Genomic DNA, 18,001 nt, shown 5'->3' with positions numbered 1-18,001 from the left:
GCCGCCCGCTCACCGACGCCGCCTGACTGTGATGACGCCACCGGTACGCAAGATTCTCCACGCCGACTGCGACTGCTTCTATGCCGCCGTGGAGATGCGCGACAACCCGAGCCTGCGGGACATTCCGCTCGCCGTTGGCGGGTCGCGTGAGGGCCGCGGTGTCATCACCACCTGCAACTATCCCGCTCGGGAGTTCGGCATCCACTCGGCGATGCCGACCGCTCGGGCGCTGCGCCTCTGCCCTCAGTTGACCCTGGTGCCACCGAACTTCGACAAGTACCGCGACGTCTCGGCCCAGATTCAGGCGATCTTCCACGAGCTCACCCCGCTGGTGGAACCGCTATCGCTCGATGAGGCCTTCCTGGACGTGACCGATGTGCAAGGGTTTCGTGGCAGCGCCACCTGGATGGCCCAATGGATCAAGGCCGAGTGCCTCGCACGCACCGGCATCACGGTGTCGGTCGGCGCGGCACCGTCGAAGTTCCTGGCCAAGATCGCCAGCGACTGGGAAAAGCCCGATGGCCTGACGGTCATTCCCCCCGAGCGCGTCGATACCTTCGTGCGCGAGCTGCCGGTCAAGAAGCTCCACGGGGTCGGTCCGGCCACCGGTGCCAAGCTCGACGCCATGGGCATTCATCACTGTGACGACCTGCGCGCGCAGCCCATCGACAGACTCCTCGATGAGTTCGGCAAATTCGGCCGGCGGCTGTATGAACTGTCTCGGGGGGTCGACGAACGACCGGTCCGGGTCGAGCGAGAGCGCAAGTCGATCAGCGTCGAAACGACCTTCCACCATGACTTGCCGGACCTGGCCAGTGCCCGAGAAGCGCTTGTACCCCTGTGCGAGAAGCTCAAGGCCAGAATCGAGCGCAATGGCGATCCGCCTCAGGCCGGGGTGTTCGTCAAGGTTCGCTTCGATGACTTCACCACCACCACCCTCGAAAGCCGCGGCCTGGAGCCGGGGCTCGAAAGCTTCTGGCAGTTGCTCGACCAGGCATGGGCAAGGGCCCACCGCCCCGTTCGACTGCTGGGTGTCGGCGTCCGTCTGCTCTCGGAAGAGGCCCGCCAACAATTGACGCTACCGCTGTAATCCCGCCGAGATCAGTCCTGCCCCCGCGCAAAGCCACGCAACTTGCGCCTCAAGCGATGATGATCATCGAAGGACACCGTATCCGGCCATAACCAGTGGGTGCGTCCTCCCCAGCGCAAGGCGATCAATCGCGCCCCCACGACGTCACACTGAAGCTCGATATCGCGCCAGTCAGGATCCCCCGCCCCCCGCCATTGCCATCGGTCGGCGGCGTGATCGGTGTGTGGACTGGCGGCGAGTGCGTCGGCGACGGCGGACCTGGGGGCATGACGAAAGCTGGCCACGACATCGGCCAGCCGTGTCGTCGTCGGCATCGCCGGAGATACCGCACCGGGTATCCAGCGCAATTGGCCGACGAGGGCGGTGCGGCGCACCTTGATGAGAGTCGCGGCGAGCGCCGCTGTGCAGGTGGCTGCGACCAGCAGCGGCGATGACCAGGCCGTGAGCCCGGCCACCGAGGCGATCAGGGCGCCGTGAACGAGATGCTGGCGCTCAGAGGCCGCGATTGTGACCGTGACCGGAGGTCTCGGCATAGTCCACGATCATTTGCACGATGCGCCGGCGCACCGGATCCTGCGGCCAGTCACGACGCATCAGCCAGCCGAACAGGTCCTGGTCTTCTTCGGTGATCAGGTCGCGATAGGCAGCCTTGTCGTCGGCCGACAGATCGTCATAGCAATTCTCGAGAAACGGCAGCAGCAACAGATCCAGTTCCCACATGCCGCGACGAGAATGCCAGTAAAGTCGCTTGCGCTCGGCCTCGGCAGCGGTCGCCGTAGATGATTGGTCCAAGGGGTACCTCATCGGGGGTCGGGAGTGTGGGCGCCAGTATACCCCAGGGCCCAGTAGCGGCACATCCCGCGGCCCGAGCGCGCGGAAACGAAGGCTGACCGGTGACAACTGTCTGGCCACATGGGTCGTGCCGTGTAGTGCGTTGTTTTCTCAACAGTTGGAAAGTATGCTATTTAAAACTGATGGATAGGGGAAAGCAGCCCCGGCCATCAGGTAGAAAACGGACATCTGCAACGCGGACAACAACAATCCAGGGCCAGCGCTCATCACCCCGATAGGACTCACGGAGAAGACCGATGACAAAGTCCGAACTGATAGAGCAGATCTCGATGCGACAGCCCGAGCTGTCGATCAAGGACGTAGAGGCGGCGGTGCGCCTCATTCTCGACGACATCACCGATACTTTGGCGGATGGCGGCCGGGTCGAGATTCGCGGTTTTGGCAGCTTTTCTCTGCACTATCGAGAGCCGCGTGTGGGACGCAACCCCAAGACGGGCGAAGCGGTCGCGCTCGACGGCAAGTTCGTGCCACACTTCAAGCCCGGCAAGGAGCTGCGCGAGCAGGTCGATGCCAGCCGCTCACTGGGCTACTGATGGACGGCAGGCCGGGCAACCGGCGTCGCCACGCCCTAGGGGCACAGGTTCTTCTGCTCGAAAAGAGCAAGAAGGTACGACGGAATGCCCGCGTGGACGCTCGAGCGCGACGCTGCCAGCCGATCATGGGCCGTCAAAAGCCGTCAGAATCTGTGCTGAAATGGCTAACACCAGCAACACCCGGCAGCGGTTGCGGTTGAAATGCCCGGCAGCGGTTGCAGTTGAGATGCCTGACAGGGCTTTCGGTTGAGATGCCCGTCGAGGCTCGTGATAATCACCGAGGGAGCACCCTGACTGCGGACCACGACTTGGCGCAACACTCTCGGACTGGCGGCGACGTACAATGGCCACCGTGGCAAGGGTAACCGACCGGCGGTATCGGCGGCGGCGCAGCGGTAACGCGTTGCAAGGCGATGATCGGCTCGACAGCGGCGTTTCAACCCTCCTGTTTTGACGGAGCTGTTTGACTCGATTGTTGTGGCTCGATGGCTTGAAGGGACATGTTTCGATTCGATTGTTTTGACTGACCTATTTCGACTGACCTACTTCGACTGACCTATTTCGACTGACTATGGGAACTCGCACATGCGTTGGCTAAAAGGCCTGATCCTGGCCATCATCCTGCTGGCAGTACTGATCATCGGCATCCTGTTTGCCACCAACAACCAGCAGGCACTTCCCCTGAACCTGATCTGGGTCGAGCTTCCCGAAGCGTCCCTGTCGGTGTGGTTGCTGGCCTCCCTGGCCGTCGGTGTGGTGCTGGGCATGCTGGCCATGAGCGGCGTCTATCTGCGCCTGCGCACGATGCTGACCCGCGCCCAACGGCATAATCAGCAGCAGCGCAAGGAGTTGGATCGTCTCCGCGTACAGGAGATGAAGGAACTCCCCTGAATGCCCGACCTTCTGCTGCTGGCCCTGCTGGTTGTGGCGGTTGCCACTGGCTGGTGGCTGGGCCGCCGGGAGCGTCGCCAGGGCGACGCCTCCCCGCCAACGCTGTCGCGAGACTACTTCGTTGGCCTGAACTACCTGCTGAACGACCAGCAGGATCGGGCCATCGAGACCTTCATTTCCGCCCTGGAGGTCAACAGCGACACGATCGAGACCCACATCACCCTGGGCAATCTGTTTCGCTCGCGAGGCGAGGCCGACCGCGCCGTCAAGATCCATCAGAATCTTCTGGCCCGCCCCTTCCTGGACGCCGAGCAAGGCGCCCGCGTTCAGCTGGAACTGTCGCGCGACTTTCTTCACCTGGGCTTACTGGATCGCGCCGAACGCCTCCTGCTGGGGCTGATACGCGACGACACCCACGCCGAGCTTCGCCACAACGCCAAGCGCCTGTTGGTAGACCTGTTCGAGCGTGAAGGCGAATGGCAAGACGCCCTCGATGTCGCCGTTCCTCAGCTGACGCGTCAGCATGAAGAGCTGCGCCGCGCCGCCGCCCACTGGCTCTGTGAGCTCGCCGTGCGCGAGCGCCACAATGCCAGTCACAGCCTGGCGCGCAAGCACCTCAAGCAGGCCCTCTCCATCGATGACCGCTGCGTGCGCGCCAACCTGATCCACGCCGAGCTATGCCATGACACCGGCCAGTATCGCCAAGCCCTGAAGTTCCTCGATCGCATTCCCCAACAGGACCCGACGTTCATCCCCACCCTGCTGGAACCCCTGGAGCGAACCTACCGCCTGCTGGACGATGCCGAGGGCCTGATCGTTCATCTGCGCCGGCTACTGGACCACGCCCCTTTCACCAGCGTGATCATCCTGCTGGCCCAGACACTACGCAAGCACCGTGACGACGACCAGGAGGCCATCGCGCTGGTCACCTCTCAGCTCAACCGGGAGCCAAGCCTCGGCGGCGTCGACTACTTGATGGATCTTTACCAGCGCGCCAACGGCGAGCCCGACGAGCGCATCGCCCTGCTTCAGCACCACACCCATACCCTGATCAAAGCGCTGCCGCGCCACCGTTGCCGGCGCTGCGGCTTCTCCGGCGATCACCTGCACTGGCAGTGCCCACGCTGCCGTAGCTGGGGCACCACCAAGCCCATCACCGGTATCGAGGGCGAATAACCCGGGCCAGTATCGAAGGCCAATATCGAAGACGAAAAACGAGGGCGAAAAGCGAGGGCGAAACAGCGGTCGAAGCGCTGCGCTCTTCTATCGGCTCAGGCACCGGACTCTTCAACCGCCTCAGACACCGGACTCATCACCCGGCTCAGGCGCCGCCCTCATCACCCGCCTCAGGCACCGGACTCATCACCCGGCTCAGGCACCGCTCTCTTCAACCGCCTCAGGCACCGGACTCATCACCCGGCTCAGGCACCGCTCTCTTCAACCGCCTCAGGCACCGCCCTCATCACCCGGCTCAGGCACCGGACTCTTCAACCGCCTCAGACACCGGACTCATCACCCGGCTCAGGCGCCGGCGAGCTCGACCTCGATGGCATCCAGCGCCGCCATCGGATCCTCGGCCTGGGTCACCGGGCGCCCGACCACCAGGTGGGTACTGCCTGCCGCCATGGCATCGTAGGGCGTCATGATCCGCCGCTGGTCCCCGGCCTGAGCGAAGCTTGGCCGAATGCCGGGCGTCACCTTCAGAAACGACTCGCCACACGTCTGCTTAAGGCTCGCCGCTTCCTGGGCCGAGCACACCACGCCATCCATGCCGCTCGCCTGTGCCAAGCGCGCTAGGCGCTCGACGTGCTCGTCGAGAGAGCCTTGAACCCCGGTCGCGGCCAGTTCATCACCGGTCATGCTGGTCAGCACAGTGACCGCAATCAAATGGGTCTTGAGACCGTTATCGTCCAGGCGCTGACGCGCCGCGCCCATCATGCGCTCGCCGCCCGCCGCATGGACATTGACCATCCACACGCCGAGCTCCGCCGCGGCCTGCACCGCCGCAGCCACGGTGTTGGGAATGTCATGAAACTTGAGATCGAGAAAGACCTCGAAGCCACGCCCATGCAACGCCTCCAGCACGTTGGGGCCGCTGCGCGTAAATAGCTCCTTGCCCACCTTGAGCCGGCAACGCTCCGGATCCAGCCGGTCTGCCATGCACAGGGCGGCGTCCAGCGAGGGATAGTCGAGCGCGATGATGAGGGGAGATGAGGTGGTCACAGGCGTCCTCCGGCGTACAAACGAGATGGGTGGCGGGTCTTGCCTGGGGCCCATTACCTGACGATCCCCGGGCGGAACCGGGGCAGTATATCAGCCATCTTCCCCTGCGCGGCGGCAACATACGGCGGCCTTACATTAAAACTTTCTTACTTATAAATGAGTCATGTCCGATATGTAGACACCCTCCAGGCTGGCTAGCGTTAAAGGTGAGCGCGGCCTGCCGTGGAGCAGCCCCTACCAGCGCTCGACAGTCGCAAGACAACAACTCTAATTCACCATGCAGGAAGTCATCATGATCCCTTCAGCGCTGTTATCCGTCTCGTCCGTGAACCGCACCGCCGCCCCGTACTCACTCGCGCCGCCAGCCCAGCCTCGGCAGGGTGTCATTGAGGGTGCCGTGCAGGGTGCCATGCAGAGTGCCGTGCAGAGCGGCGTGCGCCGTGTCATGCCACTGATGCTGGCCCTGTGGCTCGGGGCCAGCCTGCCGGCCCTGGCCGCCGATGCCCCGCAGATCACTCCCATCAACGTCAATCAGGCAAGCGTCGAGCTGCTGACGGAATTGCCAGGCATCGGTCCTGGCAAGGCCCAGGCCATCGTCGATGACCGCACCGCCAATGGCCCCTTCTCGGGCAGCGATGACCTGACTCGGGTCAAGGGCATCGGCGATTCCACCGTGGCCAACCTGCGCGACGAGATCAGCTTCTAAGGCCCAGGCACCGACGGCGGGGCAGCGCCCAGGCGGAACGCTCGTAGTCACCGCTCGGCCCCTGCCCCCCAACACCGCAAACGCCCCGCTGCGAAAAAACTCCCAGCGGGGCGTTCCGTATGATGAGACCACGGCGCGAGACCACGGCGTTCGTCAGTGCGAGGGCGGGGCGCTCTTTATGGAGAGGGATGGAGAGGGATGGCGAGATCAAAGTGCTCCTGGCTTCGCCACACCACGCCACACCCAGGTCATTGCGCCATGCCGCGCCCGGGTCATTGTGCCCTGGCTACAGACGCAGACCGCCATCACACTCGATGACGCGCCCGGTGAAGTAGTCGTTGGTAAAGATGAACGACACCGTCTCGGCGATTTCCGCCGGCACGCCGAGGCGCTGGAGCGGCACGCCGCTGGTCAGCTTTTCGAGCATGTCGTCACGCATCGAGGCGGTCATTTCGGTCTCGATGAAGCCCGGCGCCACCGCTCCGACACGAATGCCGTGACGGGCGAGCTCGCTCCCCCAGGTCACGGTCAGTGCCGCCACGCCGGCCTTGGCCGCGGCGTAGTTGCTCTGGCCCATGTTGCCGGCGCGGGAAATGCTCGAGATATTGACGATGACGCCCTTGCAGCCGTCTTCGATCATGGCGGCGGCGGCTTCACGGCCACACAGGAAGACACCGGTCAGATTGACGTCGATGACCCGCTGCCACTGCTCCAGATCCATGGTCTTCGCGACCTTACCGTCCTTGGCCTTGACCAGCAAGCCGTCACGAACGATCCCGGCGTTGTTGACCAGGCCATCGAGCGCTCCCATCGAGGCGCGAATATCGGCAAAGGTCCGCACGACCGATGCTTCCTCGGCGACATTGGCGACGAAGGCGCGGGCGGTGATGCCGGCTTCCCCCAGCGTGGCGACGGCGTGATCCAACTGTTGTGCATCGGTATCGATCAGGGCCAAGCGTGCCCCCTGCTCGCCAAGCCGCTGCCCCATGGCCAACCCCAGGCCACGAGCACCACCGGTGATGGCGATAAGCGCATCCTGTAACTTCATGACTGTCCCCACTGCGTATGTTCATCTGCGCGATGGCGTCGGGAACTTCCTCGACCACCGCATTAGCCGACTAACTGATGATGCACTGCATCATGCCGTTTTTGTGTTGGGCTGACCATCCTTCCTTTGGACAATGCAGGATTCCGCATCGCCACGACGCCCCTACCGCCTTAAGCTGTCGTCGATTTCTGAGCGTTTTCGTCTTGATATGCCCCTATCTCGCCCTCATCTTGTGACCAGGTCATAACGCGGAGCCAACATGCCCTTTCTTATCGTTTTCACCATCTTCGCCTTGCTGGACTTCGCCCTGCTGTTTTCGGTGGGCAGCCAGATCGGCCTGCTCGCCACCATCGCCCTGGTGCTGGCGACCGGTTTCATCGGCCTGCACCTGATTCGTCGCGAGGGCATGGCGACCTTTGCTCGTGCCCAGGAGCGCATGTCCCGCGGCGAGATCCCGTCGTCGGAGCTGTTGACGGGCGCGGCGCTGATCTTCGGTGGTGCCTTGCTCATGGCTCCGGGCTTTCTGTCCGACGCCCTCGGGTTCATGTGCCTGATTCCCGATGCCCGGCGCCTGATGGGCAAACTGCTGGGCAAGATCGGCATTCGCATGAAGGGCTTTCAGGTCGGCGGCTTCGGCAGCGAGCCCCCGGGAGGCGGTGGCGGTAGCCACACCAGCAGCGAAGGCTGGGAGGAAGTCTCGCCCGGCCACGGCGCGGATCGCCCCTATCGCGGTGGCGAGCAGGAAGACACCGGCAAAAGCCAGGATGGCGCCCCACTGGAAGGCGATTTCCTCGGCAAGGAGGAGCGCCGTCGTCGCTAATCGGCCCAACGCTGCGGCGCGGTGACGATGCGACGGTAAAAAAAGTTGCGCCATGACCTTGAAAGCCCTGTGGCGAGCCCCACTTACCTGATCAGCATGAAGCTTCGGCCGAGGCCAGGCCTCGGCCACCAACCGGAGGGTCCCTGTCGAGTGACAAGGGCCTCCACCTCTCGAGATGGGCATCGCCTGTCGATGAGAGCCGACAATGAAACCACCGCGGGTGGATGCCCCCGGTACAGCAAAACCATCAGGAGAACGTGAGCAATGAACATCCGTCCCTTGCACGATCGCGTCGTCATCCGTCGCGTTGAGGAAGAGCAGAAGACCGCAGGCGGTATCGTGCTTCCGGGTAATGCCCAGGAAAAGCCGACTCGTGGCGAAGTCCTCGCCGTCGGTAACGGCCGGATTCTCGAGAGCGGCGACGTGCGTCCCCTGGACGTCAAGGTCGGCGACAGCGTGATCTTCAAGGATGGCTTCGGCGTCGAGAAGCAGAAAATCGACGGTGAAGAAGTCCTGATCATGAGCGAGTCCGACATCCTGGCCGTCGTCGAAGGCTAAGCGACCGCTTCGCGGATCACGCTCACTCTTCGTATCGAACGTTCACTTTTGACGCACAGATTCTAAGGAATTCAAGAAAATGGCAGCGAAACAAGTCAAGTTCTCTGATGATGCCCGCAAGCGCATGGCGCGTGGCGTCGACGTCCTGGCCAACGCCGTCAAGGCTACCCTGGGCCCGAAAGGCCGTAACGTGGTGCTGGAAAAGTCCTTCGGCGCGCCGACCGTGACCAAGGACGGCGTCAGCGTCGCCAAGGAAATCGAGCTCAAGGATCGCTTCGAGAACATGGGCGCCCAGATGGTCAAGGAAGTCGCTTCCAAGACCTCTGACGTCGCCGGCGACGGCACCACCACGGCTACCGTGCTGGCCCAGGCCATCGTCAACGAAGGCTTGAAGGGCGTGACCGCGGGCATGAACCCGATGGACCTGAAGCGCGGCATCGACCAGGCCGTGCTGGCCGCCGTCAAGGAAATCCAGGCCCTGTCCGTGCCCTGCACCGACACCAAGGCCATCGCCCAGGTCGGCACCATCTCCGCCAACGGCGATGCGCGTATCGGTGAAATCATCGCCGAAGCGATGGAGAAGGTCGGCAAGGAAGGCGTCATCACCGTCGACGAAGGTCGCGGCTTCGAAGACGAGCTGGACGTTGTCGAAGGCATGCAGTTCGACCGCGGCTACCTGAGCCCGTACTTCGTGACCAACCAGGACACCATGGCGGTGGAACTGGAAGATCCGTTCATCCTGCTGGTGGACAAGAAGATCTCCAACATCCGCGAGCTGCTGCCGACGCTGGAAGCCGTGGCCAAGGCCGGCAAGCCGCTGGTGATCATCGCTGAAGACATCGAAGGCGAGGCCCTGGCAACGCTGGTGGTCAACACCATGCGCGGCATCGTCAAGGTCGCGTCCGCCAAGGCGCCGGGCTTCGGTGATCGTCGCAAGGCCATGCTGCAGGACATCGCGATCCTGACCAACGGCACCGTGATCTCCGAGGAAGTGGGTCTGAACCTCGAGCAGGCCACCCTGGACCACCTGGGCACCGCCAAGCGCGTGACCATGTCCAAGGAAAACACCACCATCATCGACGGCGCCGGCAACGATGGCGACATCGAGGCTCGCGTCAACCAGATCCGCGCTCAGATCGAGGACACCTCCTCTGATTACGATCGCGAGAAGCTGCAGGAGCGCGTCGCCAAGCTGGCCGGCGGTGTTGCCGTCATCCGCGTCGGTGCTGCGACCGAAGTCGAGATGAAGGAGAAGAAGGCCCGCGTCGAAGACGCCCTGCACTCCACTCGCGCCGCGGTCGAAGAAGGCGTTGTGCCTGGTGGCGGTACTGCCCTGATCCGCATCCTGGGCAAGATCGCGACCCTCAAGGGCGAGAACGAAGATCAGACCCACGGCATCGCCATCGCCATGCGCGCCATGGAAGCCCCGCTGCGTCAGATCGTGACCAACGCTGGCCAGGAAGCTTCCGTCATCGTCAACCGCATCAAGGACGGTGAAGGCAACTTCGGCTACAACGCCCAGACTGGCGAGTACGGCGACCTGTTCGAGATGGGTGTTCTGGACCCGGCCAAGGTGACGCGCAGCGCGCTGCAGTCTGCCGGTTCCGTAGCAGGCCTGATGATCACCACCGAAGCCATGATCGCCGACGACCCGGAAGAGAAAGAAGCCGGTGGCGACATGGGTGGTATGGGCGGTATGGGTGGCATGGGCGGCATGATGTAAGCCGACCCGCTTCCCGGGCAGGTAACACCGCGGCTAGCCGCGTTACCTGCCCAGCTAGCTCAGTACGACCGACAAGACCCGCCTGACAAGAACCTGCTGATGCGGGCCAAAAGGCCTACAACAGCGTTCTTTCAGGACACGAAGATCCCCGCCCACCGGCGGGGATTTTTGCGTTTTCGGGCCACCCGATAGAGTAGAGGGCCGAAAATGACGTGTCGGAAGCCGTTCTCGAGCGTCTAGGCCCGCTCATGGGATTTGATACTCTGTTATCGTCATGATCCCGAGCGACACTCAGGCTTCTGACCACCGGCCAAGACCGCTACAATCGCGCTTCACTTCCGACTCTTGACCCCGCCATGCTCGCCAATATCCGCATCGTTCTCGTTCAGACCTTCCACCCGGGCAATATCGGCTCCGCCGCCCGCGCCATGAAGACCATGGGGCTGAGCGACCTGACCCTGGTCGCGCCGAAGGCCTTCCCCGATCCGGAAGCGGAACGCCTGGCGGCCGGTGCACTGGACCTGGTGCAAGGCGCTCGGGTGGTCGAGACCCTTTCCGATGCCGTCGCCGATTGTGTTCGCGTGGTGGGCGCCAGCGCCCGACTGCGCAGCCTCCCGCTGCCCCACTACGACGAGCCCGACGACATGGCCGCAGACCTCGTCGAGGATGCTCGCAGTGACAAGGTGGCGCTGGTCTTCGGCCGCGAGCGCTACGGGCTGACCAACGATGAGATCGGCCACTGCAGTCACCAGGTGAGCATTCCGACCAACCCGGACTACGGCATCCTCAACCTGGCCCAGGCGGTGCAGGTGCTGGCCTATGAAGTGCGCAGGGCCTGGCGCCATCATCCGGGTAGCGATGCCCCACAGCGGTCGCCTGAAGACCGACAGTCTACCCGCGAGCAACTGGGCCACTTCCACGACCACCTGAGCCGGGTGATGCAAGGCAGCGGCTTTCTGACCCAGCCCCACGCCCGCACCGAGAAGCAGCTGCAGGCGCTGTTCGCCCGCGCCGAGCCAACCCGCAAGGAACTCTCGCTGTTAAGGGGCCTGCTCGCCTCGCTGGAGAGACAAGAGCCGAAACAAGAGCCGTGAAGGCAACGCAGGGAAGCCGCCAGAGCGCAGCCAGAATGCAACAAGAGCACGCCGAGAAACGGCGCAGATGCCCCTCCTTGTGCCCGTGATGGCCCGGCGCAGCGAGCCACCCGCCAGGCAGTAGTTGGCGGCTTGGTGGCTGGGCGAAGTATGCGCAGGCAGTGAGTTAGCCGCCTAAGGCTTGCCCAGCATCAAGATTCGACCATCCTGCAGAGAGGCGGCGCGTCTGGCGCCAACACCGAAGCGCGGTGCGCAGGAGGTCCAGTATGGGTAGCATCTCCCTTTTCATGGCCCCCGCCACCGCCTTGCTCTGCGCTGGCAGCCTGGCAATGGCCGTATCCGCGGGACTTGCCCTCGCCGCCGATGGCACCATTCGCTTTCGCGGCGCGGTTGTCGCCCCCACCTGCTCGCTCGATACCCGGCGCATCGCATCGCCATCACCGTCGCCATCATCAACATCAACAACAATCACCGCATCACCGGCCATGACGCACGCCGGCAGTCTCTGCTCCCCGGTCACATCGCCCCGCACGCCTCGAACCGCACCACGCCCACCTCTCCTTATCCCCCGCATGAGCTGGCATGGCCTGGATGGCCAACCCATTCCAGGAGAGATAGACGCGGTCAGGGCGTATCTGCGCTCACACCCCGGCATTCTGATGGTGACCTATCCCTGATCGCCGAAGGCCTGTCTCTCGCCGCTGATGGCCTATGTCCAGCCGCTGAGGGCCTATGTCCAGCCGCTAAAGGCCTATCTCTCGCCGCTGAAGGCCTATGTCCCGCCGCTGAAGGCCTATGTCCCGCCGCTGAAGGCCTATGTCCCGCCGCTGAGGGCCTATGTCCAGCCGCTAAAGGCCTATCTCTCGCCGCTGAAGGCCTATGTCCCGCCGCTGAAGGCCTATGTCCCGCCGCTGAAGGCCTATGTCCCGCCGCTGAAGGCCTATGTCCCGCCGCTGAGGGCCTATGTCCAGCCGCTAAAGGCCTATCTCTCGCCGCTGAAGGCCTATGTCCCGCCGCTGAAGGCCTATGTCCCGCCGCTGAAGGCTCCTGACGAGCATCGCCGTCGCCGTCAGCTCTCTCTGCCCGGTGTCTCATCCTTGCGGCTCATAGCCCATTGCTCACGCTCATTGTCAGGGTATGAGCATGGCCCTTGGCGCGGCTCCTGCCCCTGCCCCTGCCCCTGACCCTGACCCTGACAGCGCCGACTGGCGCTCCTACGATGGCTCGTGAAGCGGTAGCGCCGTGGTGGCCTTGATGCGCTCCATGGCGAAGCTCGAACTGATGTTGGAGAGGCCTTCGATGCTATTGATCAGGCGCTTGTAGAAGGCGTCGTAGGCGCCGATGTCGCGCACCACGACGCGCAGCAGATAGTCCCACTCGCCTGACATGCGGTAGAACTCCATGACTTCATCGAAGGCCGTCACGGTCGTGGCGAAGTGCTCAAGCCAGGCGTTGTCGTGGCGCTGGGTCTTGATCTGGACGAACACCGAGAGCCCGAGCCCGAGCTTATCGGGGTCGAGCAGTGCCACGCGTCCGGTGATGATGCCCTGCTCAGAGAGCCGCTTGACGCGCTTCCAACACGGCGTCGACGAGAGGTTGACCGTCTCGGCCAGCGTCTTGAGGGGCAGCGAGGCATCGCGCTGAAGCAGCGACAGAATATGCCGGTCGTAACGATCCATCTATCTTACCGCCAATATCGAGAATAATTTCCTCAATATAGCCGCGATGGAGAGATATGAAAAAACTCATTCTCGCCTTGAACGCCTATCCTGTACTTCCCGCACACAGCCCCGGTGAATCCATGAACGACTGGCTACGCAAGGCGATCGGCACGCTCTCGAGCGACCAACGCCGCTCCGCCGACACCCATATGATCAAACTGGATCTGCCGCGATTGGGCGGCATCGATCTTTATCTCAAGGATGAGAGCACCCACCCTACCGGCAGCCTCAAGCATCGCCTGGCGCGCTCGCTGTTTCTCCACGCCATTTGCAGCGGCAAGATCACTCAGGACACGCCCATCGTCGAGGCTTCCTCCGGCAGCACCGCCATCTCCGAGGCCTACTTCGCCAGATTACTGGGCCTGCACTTTACCGCCGTCATGCCGCGCAGCACAGCGCCGCGCAAGATCGAGCAGATCGAAAGGCTCGGTGGACACTGTCACTTCGTCGACCATGGCCCCGCGGTCTATGCCGAAGCCGAAAACCTGGCGCGGCGCTGCAACGGCCACTACATGGACCAGTTCACCCACGCGGAGGCAGCCACCGACTGGCGTGGCAACAACAACATCGCCGAGAGCATCTTCACGCAACTGGCCCTGGAACCTCACCCGATCCCCCGCGCCATCGTGATGAGCGCCGGTACCGGCGGCACCTCGGCGACTCTTGGCCGCTACTTGCGCTACCAAGGGCATGCCACCCGCCTGGTCGGCGTCGACCCTGAGAACTCGGTGTTCTACGACAGCTACCACCATGGCGATCGCAACCTGACCACCGAGGCCTGCAGTCGCATCGAGGGCATCGGTCGCCCCCGGGTCGAAGCGTCCTTCCTGCCCGAGGTGATCGATGAGATGCGACGCGTGCCCGATGCGGCCAGTATCGCCACCATCCACTGGCTGGAGGCGCGGATTGGCAAGAAGGCAGGCGGCTCGACGGGGACCAATCTGTGGGGAGCCCTGAGCCTGGCTCGAGAGATGCGCGAACGCGGCGAGACCGGCTCGATCGTGACCTTGATGTGCGATGGTGGCGAGCGCTACCTGGAGACCTACTACAATCCCCGCTGGATCGCGGAGCAAATCGGCGATACCTCGCTCTACGCCCGGATGCTGGAAGATATCGACTGAGCGAGCACGCTACGCCAGGCTGACCGAGAGCTTATCGAGGGCTTATCGAGGGCTTATCGAGGGCTTATCGAGGGCTTATCGAGGGCTTATCGAGGGCTTATCGAGGGCTTATCGAGGGCTTATCGAGGGCTTATCGAGGGCTTATCGAGGGCTTATCGAGGGCTTGTCTCGGGCTTGTCGAGGGCTGAGTGGGGGCTGACCGAGAGCTTATCGACGGCTGAGCGGGGGCTGAGTGGGGCTGACCGAGAGCTTATCGAGGGCTTATCAAGGGCTGAGCGGGGGCCGAATAAGGGCCAAAGGAGAGCCGAATCCCAACCCTGTGAGACCCGCGCCTGGGCGCGAGTCTCACTCAAGGCGGCGACGTCTGGCCTAGTAGTCGTCGTCGGCCTCTGCCCGAACGCGCTCCCGGCGGTCACTTTCCTCTTCGACGACATCGTCGATCACCGCCATCAGGTCATCGACATCGACCCGGCTGGTGTCGTGAACGAAACGGCCGGTGAGCGGGCTCTCCGGATGCAGCTCGCCGGCTTCGTAGAGCGCCCAGATCTCCTTGCCGTAGTCGCTGGTCAGAAGCTCCGGGGCAAAGCGCCCGAAGTAGGCGCGCATGTTGTCGACGTCGCGCTCCAGCATCATCGCCGCGCTGTTGTTGCCGGCGGCATCCACCGCCTGAGGCAGGTCGATGATCACCGGCCCATCGCTATCCAGCAGCACGTTGAACTCGGAGAGATCGCCATGCACCAGGCCCGCGCACAGCATGCGGACCACATCGACGAGCACCCGCCCGTGATAGGCCCTCGCCTGTTCCGCCGACAGCATCACATCGTCGAGTCGCGGGGCTGCATAGCCATCGCCGTCGCTGATCAGCTCCATCAACAGCACACCGTCGACGAAACCGAACGGCTTGGGCACCCGCACCCCGGCAGACGCCAGCCGGTAGAGGGCATCGACCTCGGCATTCAGCCAGGCGTTTTCCTGCTCCTTCTGGCCATAACGCGTCTTCTTGGCCATCGCTCTGGCACGGCGGCTATTGCGCACCTTGCGGCCTTCCTGATATTGCACCGCCTGCTTGAAACTGCGTTGCCGGGCCTCCTTGAAGACCTTGGCGCAGCGCAACTCGCCGCCGGCGCGCACCACGTAGACCTGGGCTTCCTTGCCGCTCATCAGTTGCGTGACGACCTCGTCGATCAGGCCGTCATCGACCAGGGGCTGGAGTCTCTTGGGGATCTTCATGGCGCCTCGTGCGGTTCCTCGGAAGAAAAAAGGGCCGCTTAGCGGCCGATGCGACGCGCCCGGAACGAACGTCCCTTGAGCGTGCCGGCCTTGAGCTGTTCGAGGGCGGCGTCCGCGACCCCGCGCTCGACGGCGATGTAGGCGCTGCGCTCCAGCACCTTGATCTTGCCAACGGCGTCACCGGCGATACCACCGTCACCGGTCAAGGCGCCGAGGATATCGCCCGGGCGAACCTTGCGCTTCTTGCCGCCGTCAATCTGCAGGGTCACCATCGGCGCGGCGAAGGGAGTCGCGTCGCTGCCGCGGCGGGTCGGCAACGGCTCGCACTCGAGCGGCTGGCCGAGGAAGTCGCCGAGCTTCGCCAGGCGATAGTCTTCACGCACCCCGACCAGTGTACAGGCCACGCCGCGGCTTCCGGCGCGCCCTGTGCGCCCGATACGGTGCACGTGTACCTCGAGGTCACGCGCGATCTGGTGGTTGAACACCGCATCGAGAGCGTCGATGTCCAGGCCTCGGGCGGCCACGTCGGTGGCCACCAGGACCGAGACGCTCTTGTTGGCGAAGCGCACCAGCGTCTCGTCCCGGTCGCGCTGCTCCAGATCGCCATGCAGCGCCACGGCACTGAAGCCCGCCGCGCTAAGCGCCTCGGCGACTTCCCGGGTCTCGATCTTGGTGTTGCAGAACACCACACTGGACACCGGCCGATAGTGCAGCAACAACTCGCACAGGGCCGCCAGGCGCGCCGGCTCATCGGCGACCCGGAAGAAGTGCTGGCGAATGCTGGCGTCGTCGTGGGTCGACTCCACTTCCACCGTCAGCGGCTCGCGCATCATGCGCTCGGCAATGGGCCGCACGGCATCGGCGTAGGTGGCGCTGAACAGCAAGGTCTGGCGGCTGGCCGGGGTCTCGCGGACGATGCTCTCCAGCGCCTCCTGAAACCCCATGTCCAACATGCGATCGGCCTCGTCCAGCACTAGCGTGGTCAAGTCCGCAAGCGAAAGCGACCCCTTGCGCAGGTGCTCTTCCACCCGCCCCGGGGTGCCGACGACCACGTGGGCGCCGTGCTCCAGCGAGTTCAGTTGCGGCCCCAGCGGCGCCCCACCGCAAAGCGTCAGTATCTTGACGTTGGGCAGGCTACGCGCCAGGCGCCGCAGCTCGCCGGCGACCTGATCGGCAAGCTCCCGAGTCGGACACAGCACCAGCGACTGCACGCGAAAGTTCTCCACCGCGAGCCGCGACAGCAGCCCCAGGCCGAAGGCCGCGGTCTTGCCCGAGCCGGTCTTGCCCCGGGCAATGACGTCACGCCCGGCCAGCATCGCCGGCAGGCTGGCGGCCTGAATCGGCGTCATCGCATGGTAGCCGAGCGAGTCGAGGTTGGTCAGCAACTCCGCGGCTAACGGCAGGCTGGCGAAATCAACCTCGGGGGCGGCATGGGCGGTAGGGTCAGTCACGATGGTGGACCTGTCACGAAGGGAGCAAGGAAACGGCGAGCGGGCGAAGGCGGGAGCCTGACAGCGTAGGCTTCTCGAAGCACAGGCCGCTAAAAGCACAGGCCCCTGGCGGCATTGGCCATGGACACCACAACGGCGGGCAGAATACCAGAGTCCGGCGAGGGATGCCCGTTCGGGCCGATTCGCCTCGATCGCGAAGATCATGCCGTGGGGCAAACGGCGTAGGATCCCCCTGCCCGCTCGCCTGCGGCTGGCGAAAGTGAAACCGTCGTCTGGGGCACACCAGAGCGCCGCTAGTGGCGCAGCGTATTCGTAAAGCGCGCCGCGTGCCCCGGCAAGATGCGATGCACAACCACCATCAGCCCCGCCGCCATGGCGAGGCTGATGATGTCGTGGATCGCTAGACCACGCCGCAGCGCTTTACTCGACCAGGCCGCAGGCGACCCGGGCGCCACCGCCGCCGAGCTTCGGCTCGTCGGTGTAGTTATCGCCGCCGGTGTGGATCATGATCGCACGCCCGGCCAGGTCGTCCTCGGTGATCCGCGGTGCGAGAGTCGCCAGGCTGGCGCTACCCTCGGGATCGACGCTGAGCGCCGGCAGATCGCCGAGGTGGCCTTCGCCGTAGGGGCCCTCGTGGGTGCCCGTTTCCTCCGGGTCGTAGTGGCTGCCAGCGGCGGCGGCGGCGACCGTTTCACCGTCTTTTTCGGCGGGCTCGCAACTCGGGTTGGCGTGCACGTGCAGGCCGTGAATGCCGGTGTCCAGGCCAGACAGCTCCGGAGTGATCTTGAGGCCGTGGTCGGTATCCTCGAAGTGGATGCTGCCGACCGAATCACCCACGCCGTCGGTGCTGACGCTGTGCATCTCGACATCGGTGGCGGCCTGGGCGCTGGCGGCCACCAGCAGCGAGGCGCTGATAAGCATGGTGCGTAACATCATGAGG

The 18,001-nt window shown here is 64.1% G+C and carries 19 protein-coding genes; 11 read left to right on the top strand and 8 right to left on the bottom strand.

Going from position 1 to position 18,001, the window contains the following annotated elements:
* The first annotated feature begins 31 nt into the window (after positions 1–31).
* On the top strand, positions 32–1,090 hold the full coding sequence (dinB, locus tag ACUN9Y_RS07335) for a DNA polymerase IV (protein ID WP_445460029.1): 1,059 nt from the start codon (positions 32–34) through the stop codon (positions 1,088–1,090).
* 11 nt (positions 1,091–1,101) lie between these two features.
* Here the strand turns inward: dinB and ACUN9Y_RS07330 are convergent, their stop codons facing one another.
* The gene (locus ACUN9Y_RS07330; RefSeq protein ID WP_445460028.1) at positions 1,102–1,623 is read right to left on the bottom strand and encodes a hypothetical protein; all 522 of its coding nucleotides are present in this window, start codon (positions 1,621–1,623) and stop codon (positions 1,102–1,104) included.
* Positions 1,583–1,882, bottom strand: coding sequence for an FAD assembly factor SdhE (locus ACUN9Y_RS07325; protein WP_445460027.1), 300 nt, complete (start codon positions 1,880–1,882; stop codon positions 1,583–1,585). The genes ACUN9Y_RS07330 and ACUN9Y_RS07325 overlap by 41 nt, the downstream gene beginning before the upstream one ends.
* Before the next feature lie 296 nt (positions 1,883–2,178).
* On the opposite strand from ACUN9Y_RS07325, the gene ACUN9Y_RS07320 reads away from it, so the two are divergent.
* The 3 genes from ACUN9Y_RS07320 to lapB all read left to right on the top strand — a co-directional run bounded on the left by ACUN9Y_RS07320 (position 2,179) and on the right by lapB (position 4,542).
* Complete coding sequence (locus tag ACUN9Y_RS07320; protein WP_445460026.1) at positions 2,179–2,475, top strand: integration host factor subunit beta; 297 nt, start codon at positions 2,179–2,181, stop codon at positions 2,473–2,475.
* Positions 2,476–3,060: 585 nt separating this feature from the next.
* Positions 3,061–3,366: a LapA family protein gene (locus tag ACUN9Y_RS07315; RefSeq protein WP_445460025.1), complete on the top strand. Its 306-nt coding sequence runs from the start codon at positions 3,061–3,063 to the stop codon at positions 3,364–3,366.
* Positions 3,367–4,542, top strand: coding sequence for a lipopolysaccharide assembly protein LapB (lapB, locus tag ACUN9Y_RS07310; RefSeq protein WP_445460024.1), 1,176 nt, complete (start codon positions 3,367–3,369; stop codon positions 4,540–4,542). It abuts the gene before it with no gap.
* Positions 4,543–4,887: 345 nt separating this feature from the next.
* Here the strand turns inward: lapB and pyrF are convergent, their stop codons facing one another.
* Positions 4,888–5,589 carry an orotidine-5'-phosphate decarboxylase gene (pyrF, locus tag ACUN9Y_RS07305; RefSeq protein WP_445460023.1) on the bottom strand — a complete coding sequence of 234 codons (702 nt, stop codon included), beginning with the start codon at positions 5,587–5,589 and terminating at the stop codon, positions 4,888–4,890.
* A 292-nt stretch (positions 5,590–5,881) separates the two neighbouring features.
* Between pyrF and ACUN9Y_RS07300 the strand changes: the two genes are divergently transcribed.
* On the top strand, positions 5,882–6,295 hold the full coding sequence (locus ACUN9Y_RS07300; RefSeq protein WP_445460022.1) for a ComEA family DNA-binding protein: 414 nt from the start codon (positions 5,882–5,884) through the stop codon (positions 6,293–6,295).
* 286 nt (positions 6,296–6,581) lie between these two features.
* Here the strand turns inward: ACUN9Y_RS07300 and ACUN9Y_RS07295 are convergent, their stop codons facing one another.
* The gene (locus tag ACUN9Y_RS07295; protein ID WP_445460021.1) at positions 6,582–7,343 is read right to left on the bottom strand and encodes an SDR family oxidoreductase; all 762 of its coding nucleotides are present in this window, start codon (positions 7,341–7,343) and stop codon (positions 6,582–6,584) included.
* A gap of 259 nt (positions 7,344–7,602) precedes the next feature.
* Here ACUN9Y_RS07295 and ACUN9Y_RS07290 point away from each other — a divergent pair, with 259 nt between their 5' ends.
* The 5 genes from ACUN9Y_RS07290 to ACUN9Y_RS07270 all read left to right on the top strand — a co-directional run bounded on the left by ACUN9Y_RS07290 (position 7,603) and on the right by ACUN9Y_RS07270 (position 12,722).
* Complete coding sequence (locus ACUN9Y_RS07290) at positions 7,603–8,163, top strand: FxsA family protein (protein WP_445460020.1); 561 nt, start codon at positions 7,603–7,605, stop codon at positions 8,161–8,163.
* 264 nt (positions 8,164–8,427) lie between these two features.
* Positions 8,428–8,721, top strand: a complete 294-nt coding sequence (locus tag ACUN9Y_RS07285; RefSeq protein WP_445460019.1) for a co-chaperone GroES — start codon at positions 8,428–8,430, stop codon at positions 8,719–8,721.
* A 79-nt stretch (positions 8,722–8,800) separates the two neighbouring features.
* Positions 8,801–10,444: a chaperonin GroEL gene (gene groL, locus ACUN9Y_RS07280; protein WP_445460018.1), complete on the top strand. Its 1,644-nt coding sequence runs from the start codon at positions 8,801–8,803 to the stop codon at positions 10,442–10,444.
* 356 nt (positions 10,445–10,800) lie between these two features.
* Entirely contained in the window at positions 10,801–11,538 is a 738-nt protein-coding gene (locus tag ACUN9Y_RS07275) for an RNA methyltransferase (protein ID WP_445460017.1), read from the top strand.
* Between the two features lie 704 nt (positions 11,539–12,242).
* On the top strand, positions 12,243–12,722 hold the full coding sequence (locus ACUN9Y_RS07270; RefSeq protein ID WP_445460016.1) for a hypothetical protein: 480 nt from the start codon (positions 12,243–12,245) through the stop codon (positions 12,720–12,722).
* Positions 12,723–12,752: 30 nt separating this feature from the next.
* On the opposite strand, the gene ACUN9Y_RS07265 is transcribed toward ACUN9Y_RS07270, so the two are convergent.
* Positions 12,753–13,217, bottom strand: coding sequence for an Lrp/AsnC family transcriptional regulator (locus ACUN9Y_RS07265; RefSeq protein ID WP_445460015.1), 465 nt, complete (start codon positions 13,215–13,217; stop codon positions 12,753–12,755).
* 56 nt (positions 13,218–13,273) lie between these two features.
* Between ACUN9Y_RS07265 and ACUN9Y_RS07260 the strand changes: the two genes are divergently transcribed.
* Positions 13,274–14,380, top strand: coding sequence for a PLP-dependent cysteine synthase family protein (locus ACUN9Y_RS07260; RefSeq protein WP_445460014.1), 1,107 nt, complete (start codon positions 13,274–13,276; stop codon positions 14,378–14,380).
* A gap of 369 nt (positions 14,381–14,749) precedes the next feature.
* On the opposite strand, the gene ACUN9Y_RS07255 is transcribed toward ACUN9Y_RS07260, so the two are convergent.
* From ACUN9Y_RS07255 to sodC, 3 genes are all read right to left on the bottom strand, one after another.
* Positions 14,750–15,610 (bottom strand): PA4780 family RIO1-like protein kinase, encoded by an 861-nt coding sequence (locus tag ACUN9Y_RS07255; RefSeq protein WP_445460013.1) that lies wholly within the window; start codon positions 15,608–15,610, stop codon positions 14,750–14,752.
* Positions 15,611–15,648: 38 nt separating this feature from the next.
* Entirely contained in the window at positions 15,649–17,061 is a 1,413-nt protein-coding gene (dbpA, locus tag ACUN9Y_RS07250; protein WP_445460012.1) for an ATP-dependent RNA helicase DbpA, read from the bottom strand.
* A 420-nt stretch (positions 17,062–17,481) separates the two neighbouring features.
* A complete protein-coding gene (sodC, locus tag ACUN9Y_RS07245; RefSeq protein WP_445460011.1) occupies positions 17,482–17,997 on the bottom strand; it encodes a superoxide dismutase [Cu-Zn] SodC in 516 nt (171 codons plus the stop codon).
* Between the last annotated feature and the right edge of the window lie 4 nt (positions 17,998–18,001).

This window comes from Halomonas sp. V046, assembly GCF_052645355.1.
This window is presented reverse-complemented; position numbering and strand designations above follow the sequence as displayed.